Origin of the sequence: Devosia sp. UYZn731 (genome assembly GCF_040546795.1) — a bacterium.
GTDB lineage: Bacteria > Pseudomonadota > Alphaproteobacteria > Rhizobiales > Devosiaceae > Devosia.
In genome coordinates, this window is sequence record NZ_JBEPOL010000021.1 from 14,436 (window position 1) to 31,967 (window position 17,532).

Annotated in this window: 18 protein-coding genes; 3 read left to right on the top strand and 15 right to left on the bottom strand. The window is 63.1% G+C overall.

Going from position 1 to position 17,532, the window contains the following annotated elements:
* The first annotated feature begins 189 nt into the window (after positions 1-189).
* Both ABIB57_RS26485 and ABIB57_RS26490 read left to right on the top strand, forming a co-directional pair.
* Complete coding sequence (locus tag ABIB57_RS26485; RefSeq protein WP_354044474.1) at positions 190-2,304, top strand: catalase; 2,115 nt, start codon at positions 190-192, stop codon at positions 2,302-2,304.
* 139 nt (positions 2,305-2,443) lie between these two features.
* Complete coding sequence (locus ABIB57_RS26490; RefSeq protein ID WP_354044437.1) at positions 2,444-2,860, top strand: TOBE domain-containing protein; 417 nt, start codon at positions 2,444-2,446, stop codon at positions 2,858-2,860.
* Between the two features lie 283 nt (positions 2,861-3,143).
* Here the strand turns inward: ABIB57_RS26490 and ABIB57_RS26495 are convergent, their stop codons facing one another.
* The 10 genes from ABIB57_RS26495 to ABIB57_RS26540 form a co-directional block, all read right to left on the bottom strand.
* Entirely contained in the window at positions 3,144-5,795 is a 2,652-nt protein-coding gene (locus tag ABIB57_RS26495; protein WP_354044438.1) for an FtsX-like permease family protein, read from the bottom strand.
* On the bottom strand, positions 5,792-6,466 hold the full coding sequence (locus ABIB57_RS26500; RefSeq protein ID WP_354044439.1) for an ABC transporter ATP-binding protein: 675 nt from the start codon (positions 6,464-6,466) through the stop codon (positions 5,792-5,794). Before ABIB57_RS26500 ends, ABIB57_RS26495 begins: the two co-directional genes overlap by 4 nt.
* Positions 6,463-7,125, bottom strand: coding sequence for an ABC transporter ATP-binding protein (locus ABIB57_RS26505; RefSeq protein ID WP_354044441.1), 663 nt, complete (start codon positions 7,123-7,125; stop codon positions 6,463-6,465). Before ABIB57_RS26505 ends, ABIB57_RS26500 begins: the two co-directional genes overlap by 4 nt.
* The gene (locus tag ABIB57_RS26510; protein WP_354044442.1) at positions 7,122-7,697 is read right to left on the bottom strand and encodes a hypothetical protein; all 576 of its coding nucleotides are present in this window, start codon (positions 7,695-7,697) and stop codon (positions 7,122-7,124) included. Before ABIB57_RS26510 ends, ABIB57_RS26505 begins: the two co-directional genes overlap by 4 nt.
* 117 nt (positions 7,698-7,814) lie before the next feature.
* The gene (locus tag ABIB57_RS26515; RefSeq protein ID WP_354044444.1) at positions 7,815-8,054 is read right to left on the bottom strand and encodes a hypothetical protein; all 240 of its coding nucleotides are present in this window, start codon (positions 8,052-8,054) and stop codon (positions 7,815-7,817) included.
* The gene (locus ABIB57_RS26520) at positions 8,051-8,662 is read right to left on the bottom strand and encodes a DedA family protein (protein ID WP_354044445.1); all 612 of its coding nucleotides are present in this window, start codon (positions 8,660-8,662) and stop codon (positions 8,051-8,053) included. The genes ABIB57_RS26515 and ABIB57_RS26520 overlap by 4 nt, the downstream gene beginning before the upstream one ends.
* Positions 8,655-10,088 carry a HAMP domain-containing sensor histidine kinase gene (locus ABIB57_RS26525; RefSeq protein ID WP_354044446.1) on the bottom strand — a complete coding sequence of 478 codons (1,434 nt, stop codon included), beginning with the start codon at positions 10,086-10,088 and terminating at the stop codon, positions 8,655-8,657. Before ABIB57_RS26525 ends, ABIB57_RS26520 begins: the two co-directional genes overlap by 8 nt.
* Positions 10,081-10,752 carry a response regulator gene (locus ABIB57_RS26530; RefSeq protein ID WP_354044447.1) on the bottom strand — a complete coding sequence of 224 codons (672 nt, stop codon included), beginning with the start codon at positions 10,750-10,752 and terminating at the stop codon, positions 10,081-10,083. Before ABIB57_RS26530 ends, ABIB57_RS26525 begins: the two co-directional genes overlap by 8 nt.
* An 84-nt stretch (positions 10,753-10,836) precedes the next feature.
* Entirely contained in the window at positions 10,837-11,607 is a 771-nt protein-coding gene (locus ABIB57_RS26535; protein ID WP_354044475.1) for a COG4705 family protein, read from the bottom strand.
* Positions 11,608-11,642: 35 nt separating this feature from the next.
* Positions 11,643-12,248 (bottom strand): hypothetical protein, encoded by a 606-nt coding sequence (locus tag ABIB57_RS26540; RefSeq protein ID WP_354044449.1) that lies wholly within the window; start codon positions 12,246-12,248, stop codon positions 11,643-11,645.
* 136 nt (positions 12,249-12,384) lie between these two features.
* On the opposite strand from ABIB57_RS26540, the gene ABIB57_RS26545 reads away from it, so the two are divergent.
* Positions 12,385-13,059 carry a phosphatase PAP2 family protein gene (locus ABIB57_RS26545; RefSeq protein WP_354044450.1) on the top strand — a complete coding sequence of 225 codons (675 nt, stop codon included), beginning with the start codon at positions 12,385-12,387 and terminating at the stop codon, positions 13,057-13,059.
* A gap of 124 nt (positions 13,060-13,183) precedes the next feature.
* On the opposite strand, the gene ABIB57_RS26550 is transcribed toward ABIB57_RS26545, so the two are convergent.
* The 5 genes from ABIB57_RS26550 to ABIB57_RS26570 all read right to left on the bottom strand — a co-directional run bounded on the left by ABIB57_RS26550 (position 13,184) and on the right by ABIB57_RS26570 (position 17,532).
* Complete coding sequence (locus ABIB57_RS26550) at positions 13,184-13,504, bottom strand: hypothetical protein (RefSeq protein WP_354044451.1); 321 nt, start codon at positions 13,502-13,504, stop codon at positions 13,184-13,186.
* 231 nt (positions 13,505-13,735) lie between these two features.
* A complete protein-coding gene (locus tag ABIB57_RS26555; protein ID WP_354044453.1) occupies positions 13,736-13,945 on the bottom strand; it encodes a hypothetical protein in 210 nt (69 codons plus the stop codon).
* A complete protein-coding gene (locus tag ABIB57_RS26560; RefSeq protein WP_354044454.1) occupies positions 13,942-14,691 on the bottom strand; it encodes a COG4280 domain-containing protein in 750 nt (249 codons plus the stop codon). Before ABIB57_RS26560 ends, ABIB57_RS26555 begins: the two co-directional genes overlap by 4 nt.
* Positions 14,692-14,743: 52 nt before the next feature.
* Positions 14,744-15,787: an ABC transporter ATP-binding protein gene (locus ABIB57_RS26565; RefSeq protein ID WP_354044456.1), complete on the bottom strand. Its 1,044-nt coding sequence runs from the start codon at positions 15,785-15,787 to the stop codon at positions 14,744-14,746.
* Positions 15,784-17,532 carry an ABC transporter permease gene (locus ABIB57_RS26570; protein WP_354044457.1) on the bottom strand — a complete coding sequence of 583 codons (1,749 nt, stop codon included), beginning with the start codon at positions 17,530-17,532 and terminating at the stop codon, positions 15,784-15,786. The genes ABIB57_RS26565 and ABIB57_RS26570 overlap by 4 nt, the downstream gene beginning before the upstream one ends.

Sequence of the window (17,532 nt, forward strand, 5' to 3'; positions counted from 1 at the left end):
TCTGGAGAAGAGGTGACTTGTACAAATTGGCCGGGCGAAATTATCTCCACGTCACCTGATAGCGCCGGATCTCATCGCATCGGGCACGATCGGTCGGAAAAGCGGGCGCATCGACGATTTTCTGCCGGCACGGAACGTTTATCCTCAGCTTCGATTGATGTTGCGCAGCAAGCATGTGTGGAGGCGATCATGGCCAGACGTTCGAAGTCGACAAGCGGGCAACAGGCTACCTATGGCGACCAGGAAATCCCCTGCGGTCACGGTGGCGAGACCCATCAAACTGCCGAGGACGGCTACGTTGTTCTTACCACTCAACACGGCATACCCGTTGCCGACGATCAGAACTCGCTTAAGCAAGGTGCGCGGGGCCCAACCCTCATTGAGGACGCCCATTTTCGCGAGAAGATATTTCATTTCGACCATGAGCGTATTCCAGAGCGCGTGGTGCATGCGCGGGGCTATGGCGCCCACGGTTTTTTCGAGACTTACAAATCGTTGAGCAAGATTACGCGCGCCGACATTTTCCAGCGGGAGGGCGAGCAAACTCCTGTCTTCGTGCGTTTCTCGACCGTGGCTGGATCCAAAGGATCGTTTGATTTGGCACGCGACGTGCGTGGCTTCGCCGTCAAATTTTACACCCAGGAAGGCAATTGGGATCTGGTGGGCAACAATATCCCGGTATTCTTCATCCAGGACGCTATCAAATTTCCCGACGTGATCCATTCCGTCAAGCCCGAGCCTGACAAGGCCTTTCCGCAGGCACAGAGCGCGCACGACAATTTCTGGGATTTCATTTCGTTGACCCCCGAAGCCATGCACATGATCATGTGGGTGATGTCGGACCGCGCCCTACCACGCTCCTTCCGCTTCATGCAGGGTTTTGGCGTCCACACCTTCCGACTGGTCAACGCCAAGGGCGAGTCGAACTTTGTGAAGTTCATCTGGAAGCCCAAGTTGGGCATGCAATCGGTGGTATGGAACGAGGCGGTCAAGATCAACGGCGCCGATCCCGATTTCCATCGCCGCGATCTGTGGAACACGATCCAGTCGGGCAACTATCCTGAGTGGGAACTGTGCCTGCAGGTGTTCGACCAGGCCTTTGCCGATAGCTTCGATTTCGATGTGCTAGACCCCACGAAACTCATTCCCGAAGAACTCCTGCCAGCCGAACCAGTAGGCCGCCTGGTGCTAAACCGGATGCCGGAAAATTTCTTCGCCGAGACCGAGCAGGTCGCCTTCATGACCCAGAACGTCCCGCCCGGCATTGAGTTCTCCAACGATCCACTGTTGCAGGGCCGCAATTTTTCCTACCTTGATACGCAGCTTAAACGCTTGGGTGGCCCCAACTTCGCGCAACTGCCAATCAACGCGCCGAAATGTCCGTTTCACCACTTTCAGCAGGATGGCCATATGGCGTTCCAGAACCCGCGTGGCCGCGCCAATTACGAGCCCAATTCCTGGGGCCCGGACGTCGGCGGTCCGCGGGAATCGACAGAGCACGGATTCCAGACTTTTCCGCAGGAGGCGGAGGGCCCAAAGGTTCGGCAGCGCCCGGAGAGTTTTTCTGACCACTACAGCCAGGCACGCCAGTTCTTCATCAGCCAGAGCCTGGTCGAGCAACGCCACATTGGCGATGCACTGGTATTCGAATTGAGCAAGTGCGAATTCCCGGCCATCCGCGAGCGGATGGTGGCGCATCTTCTTAATGTCGATAACGATCTGGCGCAGACGGTGGCCGACGGGCTTGGCATGAAATCCCTACCCGCGGCAGCCACGCCGGCGCAGGAACCGCGAACCGACCTGCCACCGTCAGATCTATTGAGCATCCTGAAAAATCCGCCGCCCTCCTTCGCCGGCCGCAAGGTTGGAGTGCTGATCACCGACGGCACGGATGCCCAATTGCTCGCCGATCTGCAGGCTGCGATTGAGGCCGAGGGTGCGACTTTTGAGCTGATCGCGCCGACGATCGGTGGGGCGACGTTGAGCGATGGCACGCTGCAACCCGCGCATCACAAGATCGACGGCGGCCCTTCGGTGTTGTTTGATGCAGTGGCACTTCTGCCGTCAGACGAAGGCATATTGGGGTTGCTGAAACTTCCGCCTGCCCGAGATTTCGCCAGTGATGCGTATGCCCACTACAAGTTTATCGGTTTCACCGAGCCGGCCATGAAGCTATTCGCCAAGGTCGGGTTGCCGGATGATCTCGATGACGGCTTTATCGCCGTTGCGGCGGGCACGGACGCCGGCCGGTTTGTCGAGGCCTGTCGCGCGCTGCGTTTCTGGGACCGCCCCGACGGGGCCTAGCCGCGCCGGGGCGGCTTGATCGCCCCCCACCTACGATCATAGAACCGGCATGTGAGGATTGCCTACGTCCCACGATCAGATCGAGGCGATGACCCTGGCGACCCGGATCGCCGTGATCAACGACGGCCAGATCGAGTAGTTGGGCACGCCCGAAGAAGTCTATCAGCGCCCCGCCAGTACATTCGTGGCAAGCTTTGTTGGCTCGCCGGGCATGAACTTGCTCATCGCGAATTTGAACGCCGGGCAATTGCTGATCGACGGAGCCGATGCTGCGATCAGCCTACCAGGCACAGCGACAAACGGACGTGTCATCGCCGGAATTCGCGCCGAAACCGTGCGGCTTGCAGCAGCGGGCGAACCAGCATTCTCGGCCCTAGTCGAAGTCGTCGAGCTGACTGGCCCTGAAAAGCTGGTTGTCGCCCGTGTCGGGGATCAAAAGGTCCTGGCAGGATTGCCGCCCGATGCACAGGTGGTGTTCGGTCAGACCATTCGGCTGGCTGTTGAGGCCGAGAAGATCGCGCTATTCGATCCCGAAACGGAGCGCGCGATGGTCTAAAACGGCCGGGCAGGCTGGGCCGGAGCGACTGCCACCGATCCACAATTCAATACTAAGTAAGTATTGGATTATATTTGCATTTCATGGGCACGTCGAACCGGCAGCTCTTGATGTTGCGATGGCCGAAGGCAAGAAAATCCGTCAGGCGCGTGGTGTAAACCGAATCGCGTCGTGGCCCTCGCCATCAGCCAGCCGGACGATGTCTATATCAATGAGATCCTGTTCCGGCCAACCAGACAGGTCGGCTAAGCGGCGGTTATGGGGTCTTGCTGGCAAGTCCTGCCTATTGGAGCTCTCTCAGCCGCCTCACAGGGTCGATAGCTGCATCGCGAATGGCGTTTATGAGCGCGAGCAACGTGGCGGCGATGATCAGCGCGGCGGTGATGGCGAGGTAGGGCCACGGCGCGGACATTGCTTCGGGCGGGGGATCGAAGACGCCTTGCAGGACGATGACCAGGATCTGGGCGACCAGCCAGCCGGTGACGGCGCCGAACACCATTCCGCCGGTAATGACCAGGCCGCCTTCGGCAAGGATGAACCCGGCCATTTGCCGGCGACTGGCCCCGACTGCCGACAGGATGGCGAAGCTGCGGCGGCGATCGGCAAGTCCCAGCGATAGGATCAGTGCGGTCGCGCCAATGCCCAGGATAATGGCAAAGCTCAGCTCGAGGCGGGTCAGCCCGGACAGATCGACCGCGGTCAGGCTGGAGCCGATGATGTGCGAGGCGTCGCTCAGGGAATTGACCTGTATGCTGGGAAGGTCGCGCGCCAGCACCATGGCGGCGGCCTTGATCGCCGTCGCGTCGCCGCTGGTGCGCATCAGCACCGTCTCGCTAGCATCGACCCCCGTCACCTTTGCCACATAGGCGGCATTGGCCACGATGAAGCTGTCGCGCGGGGCGGTGGGAAACTCGCGGATCACCCCTGCGAATACGAACGGCACCGGATGGTAAGCGCCATCGGCCGATTGCAGGCGCAGGTTGATGGTGTCGCCCAGCGTGAGCTGGAAGTCGGTGACGGTTTCGTCCGAGACCAGGGCCGCGTTCTCCGTGCTCGAGAGCAGTCCGAGCGCGGCATTGGCGTCGCCATTGCCAAAATAGGCGTTGACGATCGGCGTGGCATTGCGGATCGCCGCGGGATCAATGCCGTAGAGGTCCTGCAGATCGGTGCCGACATAGGCAAAGCGGTGCTGCATGGGTTCGGCGGCGGCGACGCCATCGATGGCCCGCAACTGCGCGATGATCGATGCGGCCGGCGCCGCGGTCGTGCCGGTGACCGTGACATCGGCGCCATTGGTCAGCAGGGCATCGACGCGGGACTGCCCCTGATAGGTGGTGTTGAAGACCGCGGTGGAGACGGCGAAAGCGATGGCGAGCGCCGCAAAGGCGACGCCGACCGATAGCCGCCGGCGCTGGCGGAACAGGGATGCGACCAGCGCCGGCGCGGCGCTGCCACCCAGGGACGTGGCCGGCGCGTTGAGCAGCTTGCGGCCGGGACCCAACAACAGCCGCGTCAACCGCACCGTGAGCAGGCCCGAGCCGATCCAGAGCAGCACCGGGGCCAGGAAGGCGGTGTAGTCGACCGACACCGCCGTCACCCCTTCAGTAGCGAGCACGACCTGATAGCCGGACGCTGCCGTCTGCGCGAACACCAGCGCGGCCAGCACTAAGCACAGCAGGTCGAGATTGATCCGTTCCCAAAGCGAAGCGGTTTGCGCGCCGATGGTCTGCCGAGCCGCGACCACAGAGACGGACCGCGCCGATTGCCAGGCCGGAACCATCACCGCAAGCCCCGCCAGCGCCAGCCCGGCGACCAGAGCGATCACGGACCAGGCCAGTCGGCCCTCGCCCAAGATGGATTGGCCAAACAGCGGCGCCGTTACGAGGGTCAGGGCAATGCCCAGCGCCCCGCCGAGGAGGCCGACGGTCGCGGTTTCGGCGGCGGAGAACGCCGTCAGCATCGCCCTGGATGCGCCACGCAGGCGCAGCAGCGACAGGTCGCGCTTGCGGCGCTCGGCACCAGCGCCCGCGATCGCCGTGGTCAGCAGACCGGCGAGGATAACGCCGGGCGCACCCAGGAACAGGAACAGCACCCGGGCATAGAGCGCATCGCCGCGGGCCGCATCGAGCTGAGCCGCCAGATTGTTGGTCAACAGAGCGCTGCCGGCGACGCGGAGCTCAAGATTGTGACCGGCCTGGGTGACGAAACGATAGGCATCATTGGGATCGGCTGGCAGGTGGGCATGGTCGATACTGGCATGCAGCTGGGTCCGCACATCCTGCGGGCGCAGGCTGGCCTGGGGATCGAACAGCACATGCCAGGCATCACCCGGCATGATGACGGCATTGTCCGGCGGTGCCTGTGGCGCCGCGCCGGCCGGTACGCCGATGGCCTGGAACACGGTATCGGCGGTCTTGAGATCGACAATGCCGGTGATCGTAATGGTGGCGGCTGGTAGGCCGGGGCGGTGCACCATGATGGCGTCGCCGGGCACCGCGTGGAGGTTGGCGGCGGTCTGTTGCAGCAGCAGCGCGCCGCTGGCATCGCCGGCCAGCATGCGGAAGCCGGCGGGAAAATGGGTGATATAGTCCGGGCCGATGCCAATGACCTTGCCGGCTCCGGTGGTTTGCGTGCCGTCGGCCGTGGTAAACTCGAAGCTATCCACGCTGGCATAGCCGACCTGCTCCAGCAACGTCGAGGTGCCTGCCGCATCGATGGCCGCGCTGACACTGGCTAGGTCGGCGCCCGGCACGAGCTCGACCTGCCAATCGACCGGAACGCTGGCAATGGCGCGCATGGTCATCGAGCTGGAGCTTTGCTGGATGAACGTGCCCAAGTCGCACAGCAGCGCCACGGCCAGCGCAATGCCCGCAATGGTCCCAGCAAGCCGGCCCATTCGGGTTCGAAACAGGCCAACCAGCCAAACGATGATCATGCTGAAATGCTTTCTGTCTCGGTGGAGAGGATACCGCCGCGCATATGCCAGACCTGGCCAAAACGCCTGGCAATTGCCAGGTCGTGGGTGGCGATGACGACGGCTGAACGGGTCTGGTCGGCCCATTGCAGCAGCATGTCCATCAGCAGACCCGCCGTCGCATGGTCGACCTGCCCGGTCGGCTCGTCGGCAAGCAGCAGATCCGGATTGGTCATGGTGGCGCGCACCAGAGAAACCCGCTGCGCCTGGCCGCCAGAGATTTCCTCCGGCAATTTGTTGGCGATATGCTGCAGGCCAAAGCGCTCTAGGGCGTCCATGGCCCACTGTCTTGCGTCACCCGCGGTGCCGGCCAGTTGCAGCGGCAGCGCGACATTTTCGGCGACATCGAGCCAACGCACCAGACTTTGCGACTGGAACACCACGCCGACATGGGTGGGCCGTAGCGTCTCCGGCTGACCGAGGGCGGGCCAGGTGACGGTGCCGGATGTGGGGCGATCCAGCCCCGCCATCAGGTGTAGCAGCGTGGACTTGCCACTGCCCGACTGACCGACCAGGGCGATGCGGTCGCGCGGCCTGACCCGGCAGGTGGCGCTGTCCAAGGCGATCGTGTTCGTGCCGCCGTTAGCAAAGGCGCGACCGGCTCGGGCGACGTCGACAAGAATATCGGTCATGGCATGATCTTTCCGTCATCGAGCCGAATGACGGTTCCGGTGGCCTTGGCGAGCAGGTCGCTATGGGTGGCGACCAAGACGGCGACGCCGCGCTCGGACTGCTGCAGCAGCAATCCGATGATGTCCTGTTCGGCATCCGCGTCGACCTCGGCCGTCGGTTCGTCGCAGATCAGCAGCGCCGGCGCCGGTGACAGAGCCACCGCCAGCCCGGCACGGGCAGATTCGCCACCGGACAGTTGCGACGGTAGCGCGTGGGCGCGGTGGCCAAGGCCTAACCGCTCCAGCAGGTCGATACGCGTCTTTTCACTGTCCTTGCCCGCAATCAACTGCTGCAGCCGCATGTTATCGGTGACCGACAGGTGCTCCAGCAGGTTGCCGTTCTGCATCAGCATGCCGATGCTGCGCGCCCGAAGTCGCGCCCTGTGGGGTTCCGGCCGGCGGCTGATGATATCCCCGCAGACGCTGACGCTGCCGCCGTCCGGATCATCGAGACCTGCGAGGCAAGCCAACAGGGTCGACTTGCCGCTGCCGGACGGACCCATCAGAGCGGTGAAGCTTCCCGCCTCTAGGGACAGATCGACACCCCGCAGGGCCGCGGTTTCCTCGTCGCCGCTATGATAGAACTTGTAGAGCCCGCTGGCGGCGAGAACCAAGGTCACTGCAGCGTCACCGAATTGGCCATCAGCAGCCACTGATCGACATTGTCGGCGCCTTTGGGAGCGGCCATGTCGAGGCTCACGACATTGCCCGCCTGGGCATAGAGATAGCGCACGCGATCGAGCCTGATCTGCTTGCCGGTCACGGCATTGGGTTCGGAATTGGATTCGTACTGGATGCGGATAGCCGGTCCGCCATCGAGGGTCACCGCGGTGACATCGGCAACCTTGGCGGCCCGTGGCCCCGCTTCGATGGCCGGCACCTCACCGGCTGTGGCGTTCTTGACGGTCGGGGCGGCGCCCGGTGCGACGCTAGCTTCGAGCAAGTTGTATTTGTCGGTGAAGATGGCGCCGGTCGCAGTGTCGTTGCGCGACCAGCCCTCGGGGACCTTCATGGTGAAGCCCGTGCCGGCATAGTCGATGAACACCTGGCTATCGGGAATGTCGCCCGGTGGATTGTTTTCCGGCGCGACCGCCTGCTCGGCAAGCGCGACGCCTTGCAGCACCGGCGTCGCAACGCCGAGGGCGAGCACGGCGATGAGAAGTAACTTCACGGTCTTTCTGGCGATGGACATGCGTAACTCCCGGTTGCGGCGGTTGTCCGCCTTCGACGAAGAGTGTGGGGGCTGCGCGTTACAGCGCCCTGTCCCGGAACTTACAAATTTGTAACGCGACCGTTTGGCGCGGGTCGGCTAGCCAGCCGGACCGCGCGGCCAGAGCAGGTAGGCCAAGCTAGCAACCGACCCGCCACCGATCGACCAGGGCCACCATCCCTGGCCGAACAGATAGCTTTGCCAGGCCTGCAGCATCAGCTTGAGGAGGTACTGATTGCCGCCGATCATTGAGACCAATGGCGCCATCGATCCGAGGAGCGCGCCGGCGGCAAACAGCAGAACAGCGCCCAAAACGCTGCGCCCGGTCAGCTTGATCATTGCGGGTCGCGTGCCTGTGGACGCCAGGTCAGCAGCCGGAAAACGTAGCCAATCGCGACCGCAACCAGCACGATGATGGTCAACGGGTCGATATAGCTGGCCACCAGTTCGAAGTGCTCCTGAACCAAATAGCCGGCCGACACCATGATGAGGTTCCAGATTGTGGCGCCGATGGCGGTCGCCAACAGAAACTGCGCCAGGTTCATCCGGCCCAGTCCGGCCGGAACCGAGATCAGCGTTCTAATGATCGGCGCCAGCCTGCCCAGCAGCACGATCACTGGGCCGTAGCGATTGAAATATCCGGTTGCCTTATCGATCTCGTCGGCGTTAACCGTTAGCCAGCGGCCGAAACGGTCCGCCAATTTGCGGATACGCTCGAGGCCAAGCAGGCGGCCCGCATAGTACCAGGGTAGTGCCCCGGCGACGGAGCCCAAGCTGGTGGCGACCAGCACGCCGGCCAAGTTCATGTCGCCACGCGCCGCCGCGAAACCGGCGAACGGGACGATCAGCTCCGAGGGGATGGGTGGAAACACACTCTCCAGCAGCATCAGGGCAAACAGGCCCACATAGCCCGACTGGTTGATGATGGCGACGATCCATTCACTCATGTAATTTTCGCTTTGGCTCGACGTGCAGTGCGTTTGACGCAACGCGCTGGTCATGAAGGTTCGGGATGGCGCGGGCGTGAGGAAATATCACTCGTACGCAAAGCCCCGGGCTATTGTCGCTCAGCGCAATGGTAGCGCCATGTAGTTCCGCTATGGCTGTGACCAAGCTCAGGCCCAGCCCGTGCCCGGGCGTGCTCCGGCTCTTGTCGAGGCGGTAGAGCCGTTGAAACACCTTGTCCCACTCGGCGTCGGGAATGCCCGAGCCATTGTCGCTGACGCTGACGGCGAAGGCTTGATCACCCTGCCTGCCCGCCGTAATGGCGATCGTGGTGCCGGCGGAGCAATGGCGGATGGCATTTTCGATCAGGTTGGCGAAGAGCTGGGTCAGCAAGTCCTTGTCGCCCCCCGTTTCGGGTAGCGGCTCGACGGCAATGGTCAGCACCTGGCCGTTCTCCTCCGCGACCTCGGCATAGGCTTCAAACAGGTTTTCCAGAATTTCGGCGACGGCGACAGCCTTAAACCGGGATCGGCGGGCGCCAGCTTCGATTTGGGCGATGCGCAGCAGGGCCTCAAAGGTCGCATTGATCTGGCGAGCTTCGTCTTGTGCCTGTTGCAGCAGGGTGGCGACCGATTGGCCGGTTTCCTCCCTTTCGATGGCGTTTTGCACGGTGAAGCTCAGCCGGTTGAGCGGCGTCTTGAGGTCATGGGCGATATCGACACTGACCTGCCGCATGCTCTCCACGAGACCGCCCAGCCGTTCCAGAGCCTGGTTGATCTGGAGGGAGAGATCATCGAGATCATCTCGGTTGTGGTGCACCGGAATACGGGCCGCCAGTTCCCCCCGACCGATCATCGCCATGGTATCGGCAATCCGGTCCATCCGGCGCTGGGCCCGTGCTGCGATCAGGATGCCGGCGATGATGACGAAGACGCAGAACAGCACGCCCGCCAGACCAAGACTGCTGAGCACGATCGCCCCGACGGCTTCCGTCTCGGCCAAGCTTGCACCGACGAGCAGTGTAGTGTTCCCGACCGGGCCCGAATAGATGCGGTACATCTCTTTATCGGCTGCTAATCCCAGCGCATCGGCGCTGGCGACTGACCAGCCGGTAGACCCCGGCCCCGCAGTGATATTACCAGCGAGGATTTGCCCCGTCGCGCTGCGCAGCAGAAACACCCGCTGCAGTGCGGGATTGGCGGCGGCGTTGCTGCGCACTAGGTCAACCAGATCGCTGAGATCGTTCTCGCCATAGGATTGGCCGATGATGGAGAAGGTCTGCTCCAACTGCTGCTCTAGGCGGGCATCCAATTCCGCTCGGATCAGCCCGAAGGCGATAAATCCCGCCAGGCCCAAGAACGCCAGAAAGGCCATGCTCAGCAGCGTCACCAGCCGGAAGGGCGTGCTGCGATAGAGGGCTCTAAGCATGCAGGCTGTAGCCGGTATTGCGGATGGTATGGATAAGCGGCCTATCGAACGGCTTGTCGATTTTGGAGCGAAGGCGACTGATGTGCGTCTCCACGACGCTGGTCTGGGGATCGAAGTGAAAGTCCCAGACCTGCGCCAGCATCATAGTGCGGGTCAGCACGCGGCTCTCATTCTGCATCAAATAATTGAGCAGCGCGAATTCGCGCGGCAGCAGGTCGATCACGACCGAGCCGCGTCGGCAGCTATGGCGCAGCAGGTCGATTTCGAGATCGGCGACTTGCAGCTTGATCTTTTCAGTCCGAGCCGGCGGCCGACGCGCCAGCGCGTTCAACCGGGCCATCAATTCGGAAAAGGCGAAGGGCTTGACCAGATAGTCATCCCCGCCTGCCTCAAGCCCATCAACCCTGTCATCGACCCCGCCGACCGCGGTCAGGAACAGGACGGGCGTAGTATTGCCGGAAGCGCGCAGCGCCTTGACCAGCGATAGCCCGTCGAGGCCGGGCAGCATGCGGTCGATGACCATGACGTCGAAGCGCTCGTTCATGCCGTGCACCAACGCGTCGCGACCATCGCGGATGACATCGGCCACATGGCCTGCCTGGGCAAAGCCCTGGTTCACATAATCGGCGGTGCGAGCATCGTCTTCGACAAACAGAATGCGCATTGGGAAGTCTCGGTCAGGATGGTTGAAGCGTCAACAAAAGAGGCGACGGTCATGAGATCGCCGCCTCTCACATGATCTGTTGGCTCACGCCGCGTGTGCATCGCGCCGAGGCGCCAACAGACTCATATAGGCTACGAGGCCGGCGATCACGGCTAGGAAGATGGCACTGGTAACGATCGTTCCCAAGCCCAACCCGCCATATTCTATCGGCTGCGAGAGCAGGTCGCCGAACGAAGCGCCAAGAGGCCGGGTCAGGATATAGGCCAGCCAGAAGGTCAGGATGGCATCGGCCTTGAGCACGAAGTGGGCCACAGCGATCAGCGCGATGACGGCGGCGAACACCCCACCGGTTGCGAGGTAACCAAGGCCAAGCGTCTCGGCGATATAGTCGCCGACGGCCGTACCTAGTGCGAACGTGAAGAGGATTGCCAGCCAGTAGAAGATTTCGCGCCGTGTGGTCACAATGGTGTGGATCGATAGCGTCTTCTCGCTGAGGTACCAGGCCCCAAAGGTCAGCGCCAGCAGAATGGTGCAGCCGATGGTCGTGGTTTCCAACGGGATGCCAAAGGTGTCGACCAGATTGTCGGTAATCAGCGTCCCGACGACGCTGACCAGCACCACGGCCAGCCAATAGGTCCATGGCACGTAGCGCTTGCGGCTGAATTGCAGGCCGATGGCGATTGCCAACACCACCATCATGATGAGCGTCGTGGTCTGCAGGCCAATGCCCATATTGAGGGCGAGGAAATCCGCTGCGGTCTCGCCAACGGTGACCGCCATCAGCTTGATCAGCCAGAAATCGACGGTGACGCGGGGCACGCGATTGTAAGCCTGGACCCCATCAATGGTGGCCATTTCCGGCCCGGAACGGGTGTTGCTGGCGATTTCCATCATGAACCTATCAATTGAATGGCCTGGCTGAAGAAATCATCGGCCCGCTTGTCGTCATCGGCATTGCAGCGCTCAAGTCCTTTGGCCTCCAACTCGGCGACCTTGGCCTTGGTGGCGTCGTCGAGGCTGGCGGCCTTGGGCTGCACGGCGCGGTATTTGGCCAGCATGTCCTCGCAGGGCAAGGGCTTGCCGGAGGTGTCGGTGGTTGCGACGCCGGCGGCATCGGCCGCACCGGGATTGTCGAGTTGTGCCAGCAGGGCAGTCAGCGCACTATCGGACGTGGCGGCCGGCGCGTCGGCACGGAGGCCTTCGATCACGACATCGGAGGCGGCGTCGATGGCATCCCATTTTTGCGCGTTCTTGCCGCGCAGGTCACCGGCGGCGTTATCCCAAGCGGTTTCGTATTCGGTAATCTTGGCCTTGGCGCCGGCCAGGTCGTTGGCGGCCACCAGCGCCTGCGTATCGGCGACGATGACGCGCATAGCGGAGAGGTCGCCCAGCTCGCTCACCGTAACGGCGGCAAAGGCAGGCGTAGAGAAGGTGGTGGCCATCGTCACCGGGAAGGCAAATAGGCAAGCAGCCAAGGCGGGATGCGACAGTTTCATCGGAAGCTCCAAGCGGGGTTAGCTTGGCCTCACCCTAGCGAGGGGCGCATCACGCCAGCCTGTCAGCAAATATACATCGCTGTAAGAAACCGACGGCCCGCAAGACACCCGTCCGTAGGCATGGCATAGCAAAGCTATGAAACTGCCAGCTATCAATCAGTCCCGCCGCTTGTTGCTGTTTGCCGCCATTGTGCTGGCCATTCTGCTGGGCGCCTTTAGTTTTGTGGCCGATGAGGTCATCGAGGGCGATACGGTGACGTTCGACCGCGCCGTGACGCTGATCCTGCGGGACAATGGCGACATCATGAACCCAATCGGCCCGGCCTGGCTCGAGGAAGCCGGCCGCGACATCACCTCGCTGGGCAGCTTCTCGATTCTGGGCCTGATCGTCATCCTAGTATTGATCAGCCTGCTGCTGATCAAACGCCCATGGGCGGCCGCCTATGTGGCCCTCGCGGTGATCAGTGGGACCATCCTGTCTTCAGTGTTCAAGCAGATCTACAACCGGCCACGTCCCGAAATGCTGGAGGCGATGCGGGTGTTCACCTCGAGCTTCCCAAGCGGTCATGCCACCGTATCGGCAGTGGTCTACCTGACCCTCGCAGCCCTGTTGGCCCCGCTTTGTACCAATCGTGGCGTGGCGGTCCTCTGCGTGGCGGCGGGCATTTTCATGACGCTGATCGTCGGCGTGTCGCGGGTTTATCTCGGCGTTCATTACCCCACCGACGTGCTGGCGGGTTGGTCGCTTGGTGCTGCATGGGCCCTGCTCTGCTGGGTTGGCGCCAACCTTTTGGGTCTGCATCGGCGCTAATCGCCCCATTCCCGCCTCAAGTCATACGCAGCCGTACGTTTGGCGACAGGTGCCCGCAAGGCGCGCCCGCGAGGTCTCTCCCGGCGAAGATGCACGGCGCATCTTCCGAAATGGAGCGACCCGATCAAGACCAACGCAATGACCGCAATGCTCGTGCTGGCTTTGAGCGCAGCCGTGACGCCACCTTTGCCCAGACCGACATGGTCACCCCCAACGATCCAGAAATGCAGGCTTTGGCGGCCACCAAGGTCATCGCTGCCGACGCCGTCGATTCCGCCGAGACAGCCTCGGGGGCAAGATTGTGGAGCTTTCGCTCGATCTGGAAGGCAACGTTCCGGCCTATCGTTTCACCACGATTTCGAACGATGGCACCAAAACCAACTATCTGGTCGGCGCTCTGACCGGCGCGTCCACCCTCTTCCTCGAAGCCAAATCGTCCGAACATGTGGATGCCGCCGGCGAAACGGTGGCAATGGCGAGGCTAAGGGCGAAAGCAACAACGAAGCCAACGGCGAGGGAATGCCGAGAACAACGGCGAAGGCCAGGAGAACGGCGGCGAGCAAGACGGCGCCAACTAATTCTCGACCTCCAAAGTCAGATTCCATGCTCAGGGCAGCTGGAGTGGCAACACTTCAGCTGCCGCTGTTTTGGCAGGTCCGCTTTGAGTGAGACAGCCTTAGCGCTTGGTCGCTCCGCGATAGACGCTGGCCAGCAGCACCACGACGCAGCCGATCAGCAAAACAGCGCCGACGAACAGGCTCGGCACTTGCAGCAAGAAGGTCATCCCGGCAGCGACCACCACTACCGCCAGGATGGCGACGGCCAGGAACTCGTCGTCGATGAACAGGCCGATGAATTCGGACAAAAGGAGCGATAATGTGTTCATCGGGCAACCTCAGCAGTTGGGCGTCGCAGGACGCGCGCGGCGACCACGCCGACAATCAGGAAAATAGCGCCGAAACCCAGGATCGACAGATCCGCGCCCGGCCATTCGACGTGCAGGCCCTCACCGGTCCAGAACACCCCGAAGGCCGACAGCATGACGCCGACGCAGAATTTCAGCGTGTTTTCCGGCACCTGAGCCAGAGGCCGGCGCAGGATCAGGCCAATCAGCAGGACCAGGACACAAGCGGCCAGCGCACCCATGGCTGCGGGCAAGATCAAGCCGCGTCCGGCGCTGATCGCGATGACGATGAACACCACTTCGAGCCCTTCGAGAAACACGGCCTTAAAGGCCGCAATGCCGGCGACCCAGTCGAGATGGGTGTTCTGGCGTCGCTCGGCCTCGCGCAATTCGGCCTCTTCCTTGGCAAAGGCCTTGGTTTCGTCATGCAGCGCGATGTGGCCGGCAGAGCGCAGGATGGCCTTGCGCAGCCAGCGCAGGCCGAACAGCAGCAGCAGCACGCCGATTACCAGTTGCAGATAGGCCAGTGGGATCTGCTCGAGCAGCGGCCCCAGCAGAACCACCAGCAGCGCCAGCACGACGAGGCCGGCAATTGTGCCGATCACCGCCGGGCGCCAGCCGCGGATGGTGGCGACGGCCAACACGATGGTAAAAGCCTCCACCACCTCGACCAGCGAGGCGAGGAAGGCGGAGATGACGGCGGGACCCGCAATCGTCCAGGTAAGCATAGATCGTCCTTTCACTATGCGCCCCGTTTAGCGAGGCACGGTTTAGTTTGTATCAAGTGGCCAGTATCAGGCATCGTTCCGGGGGAAGCGAGAATTCGATCGCGCTGCCAATGGCCGGCCCCTCCGGCCAGTCCAGTCGCAGCCGTTGCGGGCCGACGGCCACCGAGAGCCGCCAGCAGCGCCCTTGGAAGGCGCGCGCCTGCACGATTCCCTTCAACACATTGGTGGGATGGGTGTCGCGGGGCCGCGCATCCTCCGGTCGTACCACCAGCAGGCCGTTGCCGGAAAGATGGCTGATGGTCCGCAGGGGCGCGCTGTCGTCGCCGCCCGGCTTGAACCAGCCATCGCCGGCCTGGCCTTCGATCAGCGAAAATCCGCCGATGAAATTGGCAACGAACGGATCGGCCGGCGTGTCATAGATTCGCTGGGGCGTGTCGAGCTGGGCGATGCTGCCGGCCCGCATGATGGCGATCCGGTCGGAAACCGCCATCGCGTCGGCTTGATCGTGGGTGACATAGAGTACCGTGGTGCCCTCGTCGCGTACCAGCTCCATCATTTCCATCCGCATGTCTTCGCGCAGCGCGGCATCGAGATTGCTCAGCGGCTCGTCGAACAGCATCAGGCTGGGCCGTCCGGCGAGGCACCGCGCAATCGCCACGCGCTGTTGCTGGCCGCCGGATAGCTCGCTGGGATAGCGCTCGCGCAATGCCGACAGCCGCGCAACCTCGAGCGCATGGCTGACGCGCTTGTCGATTTCTCTGTCATTCAGCCCCTGCGAGCGCAGCCCGAAGCTGAGATTTTTGGCCACGGTCATGTGTGGCCACAGCGCATAGTCCTGAAACACCATGCCGATGCGCCGCTGTTCGGGCGCCACCACCGATCTGGCGTTCCAGACCTCGCGCCCCGCCACCGAGACCACACCGCTATCCGGATTGGCGAGGCCCGCCACGATCCGCAGCAGAGTGGTCTTGCCCGAGCCGCTGGCGCCCAGCAGCGACACCACCTCCCCGGCATTGACCTCAAGGTTGAGGGCAGACAGCACCATGCGCCCACCCAGGCTCTTGGACACGTCCCGGCAAAACAAGGCGGCGGTCATGACGCGGTTCTTTCTACGGGCAGTGCCGAGGTCCGGCGGAAAGCAGCAAAGCGGTTGAGGACCAGCCAGGCCGCGCCACCGATGGTCCCCGTCGCCACCATGGCGGTGAGGGCCAGGGCAGAAGCCAGCCCGTCCCGATCATGGCTGAACAGCTTGAGGATCATCGATGGTGCGGCAGGGCCGCTTTGCGGGATCAGCATTTGCGACATCGGCAATTCGAAGACCGTGCGGATGAAGGTGAGGAGGAACGCCGTGGCGACGCTGAGCAGAACCAGCGGCAGCGTGATCTGAAGGATGCGTCCCAGCCCGCCGACGCCCTGCAAGCGCGCGGCGTCGCCCAGATTGGGCGCCAATTGCCCCACCGCCGACAGGATGACAATGAGGCAATAGGGCAAGGCGGCCGCCACATAGCCGGTCACCAGCAGCGAGGCATCGCCATAGCGCGGAAACACCGAATCGCGGAAACCCGGCACCTGGTTCCACAGCAGGATATAGCCGAAACCGAGCACGATGCCGGGCACCGCCACCGCGCCCAGCGACAGGCCAAGCACGACCGGCCGCAGCACGCCCCCGATCGCCTCGAGCCGGATCGCCAGTAGCAGCGCAGTGCCGCATGCCAGCACCGCGGTGATGGCGGCGTAGACCAAGCTCGACCCCAGCGCCGCATTGGCGGCAGTCCCCAGCGACAGCGCCTGTGCCAGGTTGGCGGTCGTCAGATTGTCCCAGGCCAGCCCATGGCCCAAGGTCTGGCTCGATGCCCGCACGATGATGGCGATTAACGGCCCGTACAGCGCCAGGACAGCGACGATCAACCCCGCGATGGCGACCGGCCAGCGCCAGGCACCGAGATCATAGATGCGGGCCGCCTTGGATCGCCCCGAGATCAGGCGGAAATCCTTTTGCCGCCGCAGCAGGCGATCGGCCAGCACGACGACGACGACAAGCAGCAGCAGCACCAGCGCCTGCGAGCCCGCCAGCGGAAAATCCACCGGATAGTCGCTTGCGGCCGCATAGATGCCGTAGGTCAGCACCCCGAAATTGGAGGAGCGGGCAATGGTCGACGCCATGCCGAAATCGGACAGCACTTCGGCAAAAATGACAATGAGGCTGAGTGCCAGCGCCGGCGCGAGCAACGGACCATTGATCCTGAGCCACACGCCAAGCGGTGAAGCCCCCGACACCCGCGCCGCATCCTCGAATTCGCTGCCGAGGCCCGTCAATGCGCTGCCCAGGATAAAGGACGCCATGGGAAATAGGCCCAGCGTATGCACGAAGACCAGTCCCGGCAGCCCGAAAAACGCCTGGCCCAGCGCAGGCGGCAACAGGCCGAATTGCGCCAGGTACCCGGCCGGCGACATCAGCAGCACCCAGGCCAGCGCCTTGAGATAGGACGGGGTGAGAAACACCAGCCAGGGCAGCGAGACGATGACGCCGCGCCAGGGCAGGCTGCAGCGCTGCACCAGAAAGGCAAAAGCCCCGCCCAACGCGGTCGCTGTAATCGCCACCGCCCCGGCCAGTTGCAGGGAATGGACGATCGACACCGCTACCCGGGACGATGCCAGGGCCTGCAGCAGTGCGGCCGGATTGAGACGAAAATCCATGCCCCGGGGATTGAACAGTCCGGGCACGATCGCCTGCACCAGCACCAGCCCGAGCGGCAGGCCGATCAGCACGAAAAACAACAGATAAACCGGCAGAGCCCCGCGCCAGAACTGTCTGGAGCCGGCTGATGAAGACCGGGTCAT

Bases quoted from the DNA above. Each gene is read 5' to 3' on its own strand.
- ABIB57_RS26520 (WP_354044445.1), bottom strand. From the start codon at position 8,662: ATGAGTGAATGGATCGTCGCCATCATCAACCAGTCGGGCTATGTGGGC.
- ABIB57_RS26540 (WP_354044449.1), bottom strand. From the start codon at position 12,248: ATGAAACTGTCGCATCCCGCCTTGGCTGCTTGCCTATTTGCCTTCCCG.
- ABIB57_RS26550 (WP_354044451.1), bottom strand. From the start codon at position 13,504: ATGTTCGGACGATTTGGCTTCGAGGAAGAGGGTGGACGCGCCGGTCAG.
- ABIB57_RS26485 (WP_354044474.1), top strand. From the start codon at position 190: ATGGCCAGACGTTCGAAGTCGACAAGCGGGCAACAGGCTACCTATGGC.
- ABIB57_RS26500 (WP_354044439.1), bottom strand. From the start codon at position 6,466: ATGACCGATATTCTTGTCGACGTCGCCCGAGCCGGTCGCGCCTTTGCT.
- ABIB57_RS26545 (WP_354044450.1), top strand. From the start codon at position 12,385: ATGAAACTGCCAGCTATCAATCAGTCCCGCCGCTTGTTGCTGTTTGCC.
- ABIB57_RS26535 (WP_354044475.1), bottom strand. From the start codon at position 11,607: ATGGCCACCATTGATGGGGTCCAGGCTTACAATCGCGTGCCCCGCGTC.
- ABIB57_RS26560 (WP_354044454.1), bottom strand. From the start codon at position 14,691: ATGCTTACCTGGACGATTGCGGGTCCCGCCGTCATCTCCGCCTTCCTC.
- ABIB57_RS26515 (WP_354044444.1), bottom strand. From the start codon at position 8,054: ATGATCAAGCTGACCGGGCGCAGCGTTTTGGGCGCTGTTCTGCTGTTT.
- ABIB57_RS26530 (WP_354044447.1), bottom strand. From the start codon at position 10,752: ATGCGCATTCTGTTTGTCGAAGACGATGCTCGCACCGCCGATTATGTG.
- ABIB57_RS26555 (WP_354044453.1), bottom strand. From the start codon at position 13,945: ATGAACACATTATCGCTCCTTTTGTCCGAATTCATCGGCCTGTTCATC.
- ABIB57_RS26570 (WP_354044457.1), bottom strand. From the start codon at position 17,532: ATGACCCGGTCTTCATCAGCCGGCTCCAGACAGTTCTGGCGCGGGGCT.
- ABIB57_RS26510 (WP_354044442.1), bottom strand. From the start codon at position 7,697: ATGTCCATCGCCAGAAAGACCGTGAAGTTACTTCTCATCGCCGTGCTC.
- ABIB57_RS26495 (WP_354044438.1), bottom strand. From the start codon at position 5,795: ATGATCATCGTTTGGCTGGTTGGCCTGTTTCGAACCCGAATGGGCCGG.
- ABIB57_RS26525 (WP_354044446.1), bottom strand. From the start codon at position 10,088: ATGCTTAGAGCCCTCTATCGCAGCACGCCCTTCCGGCTGGTGACGCTG.
- ABIB57_RS26565 (WP_354044456.1), bottom strand. From the start codon at position 15,787: ATGACCGCCGCCTTGTTTTGCCGGGACGTGTCCAAGAGCCTGGGTGGG.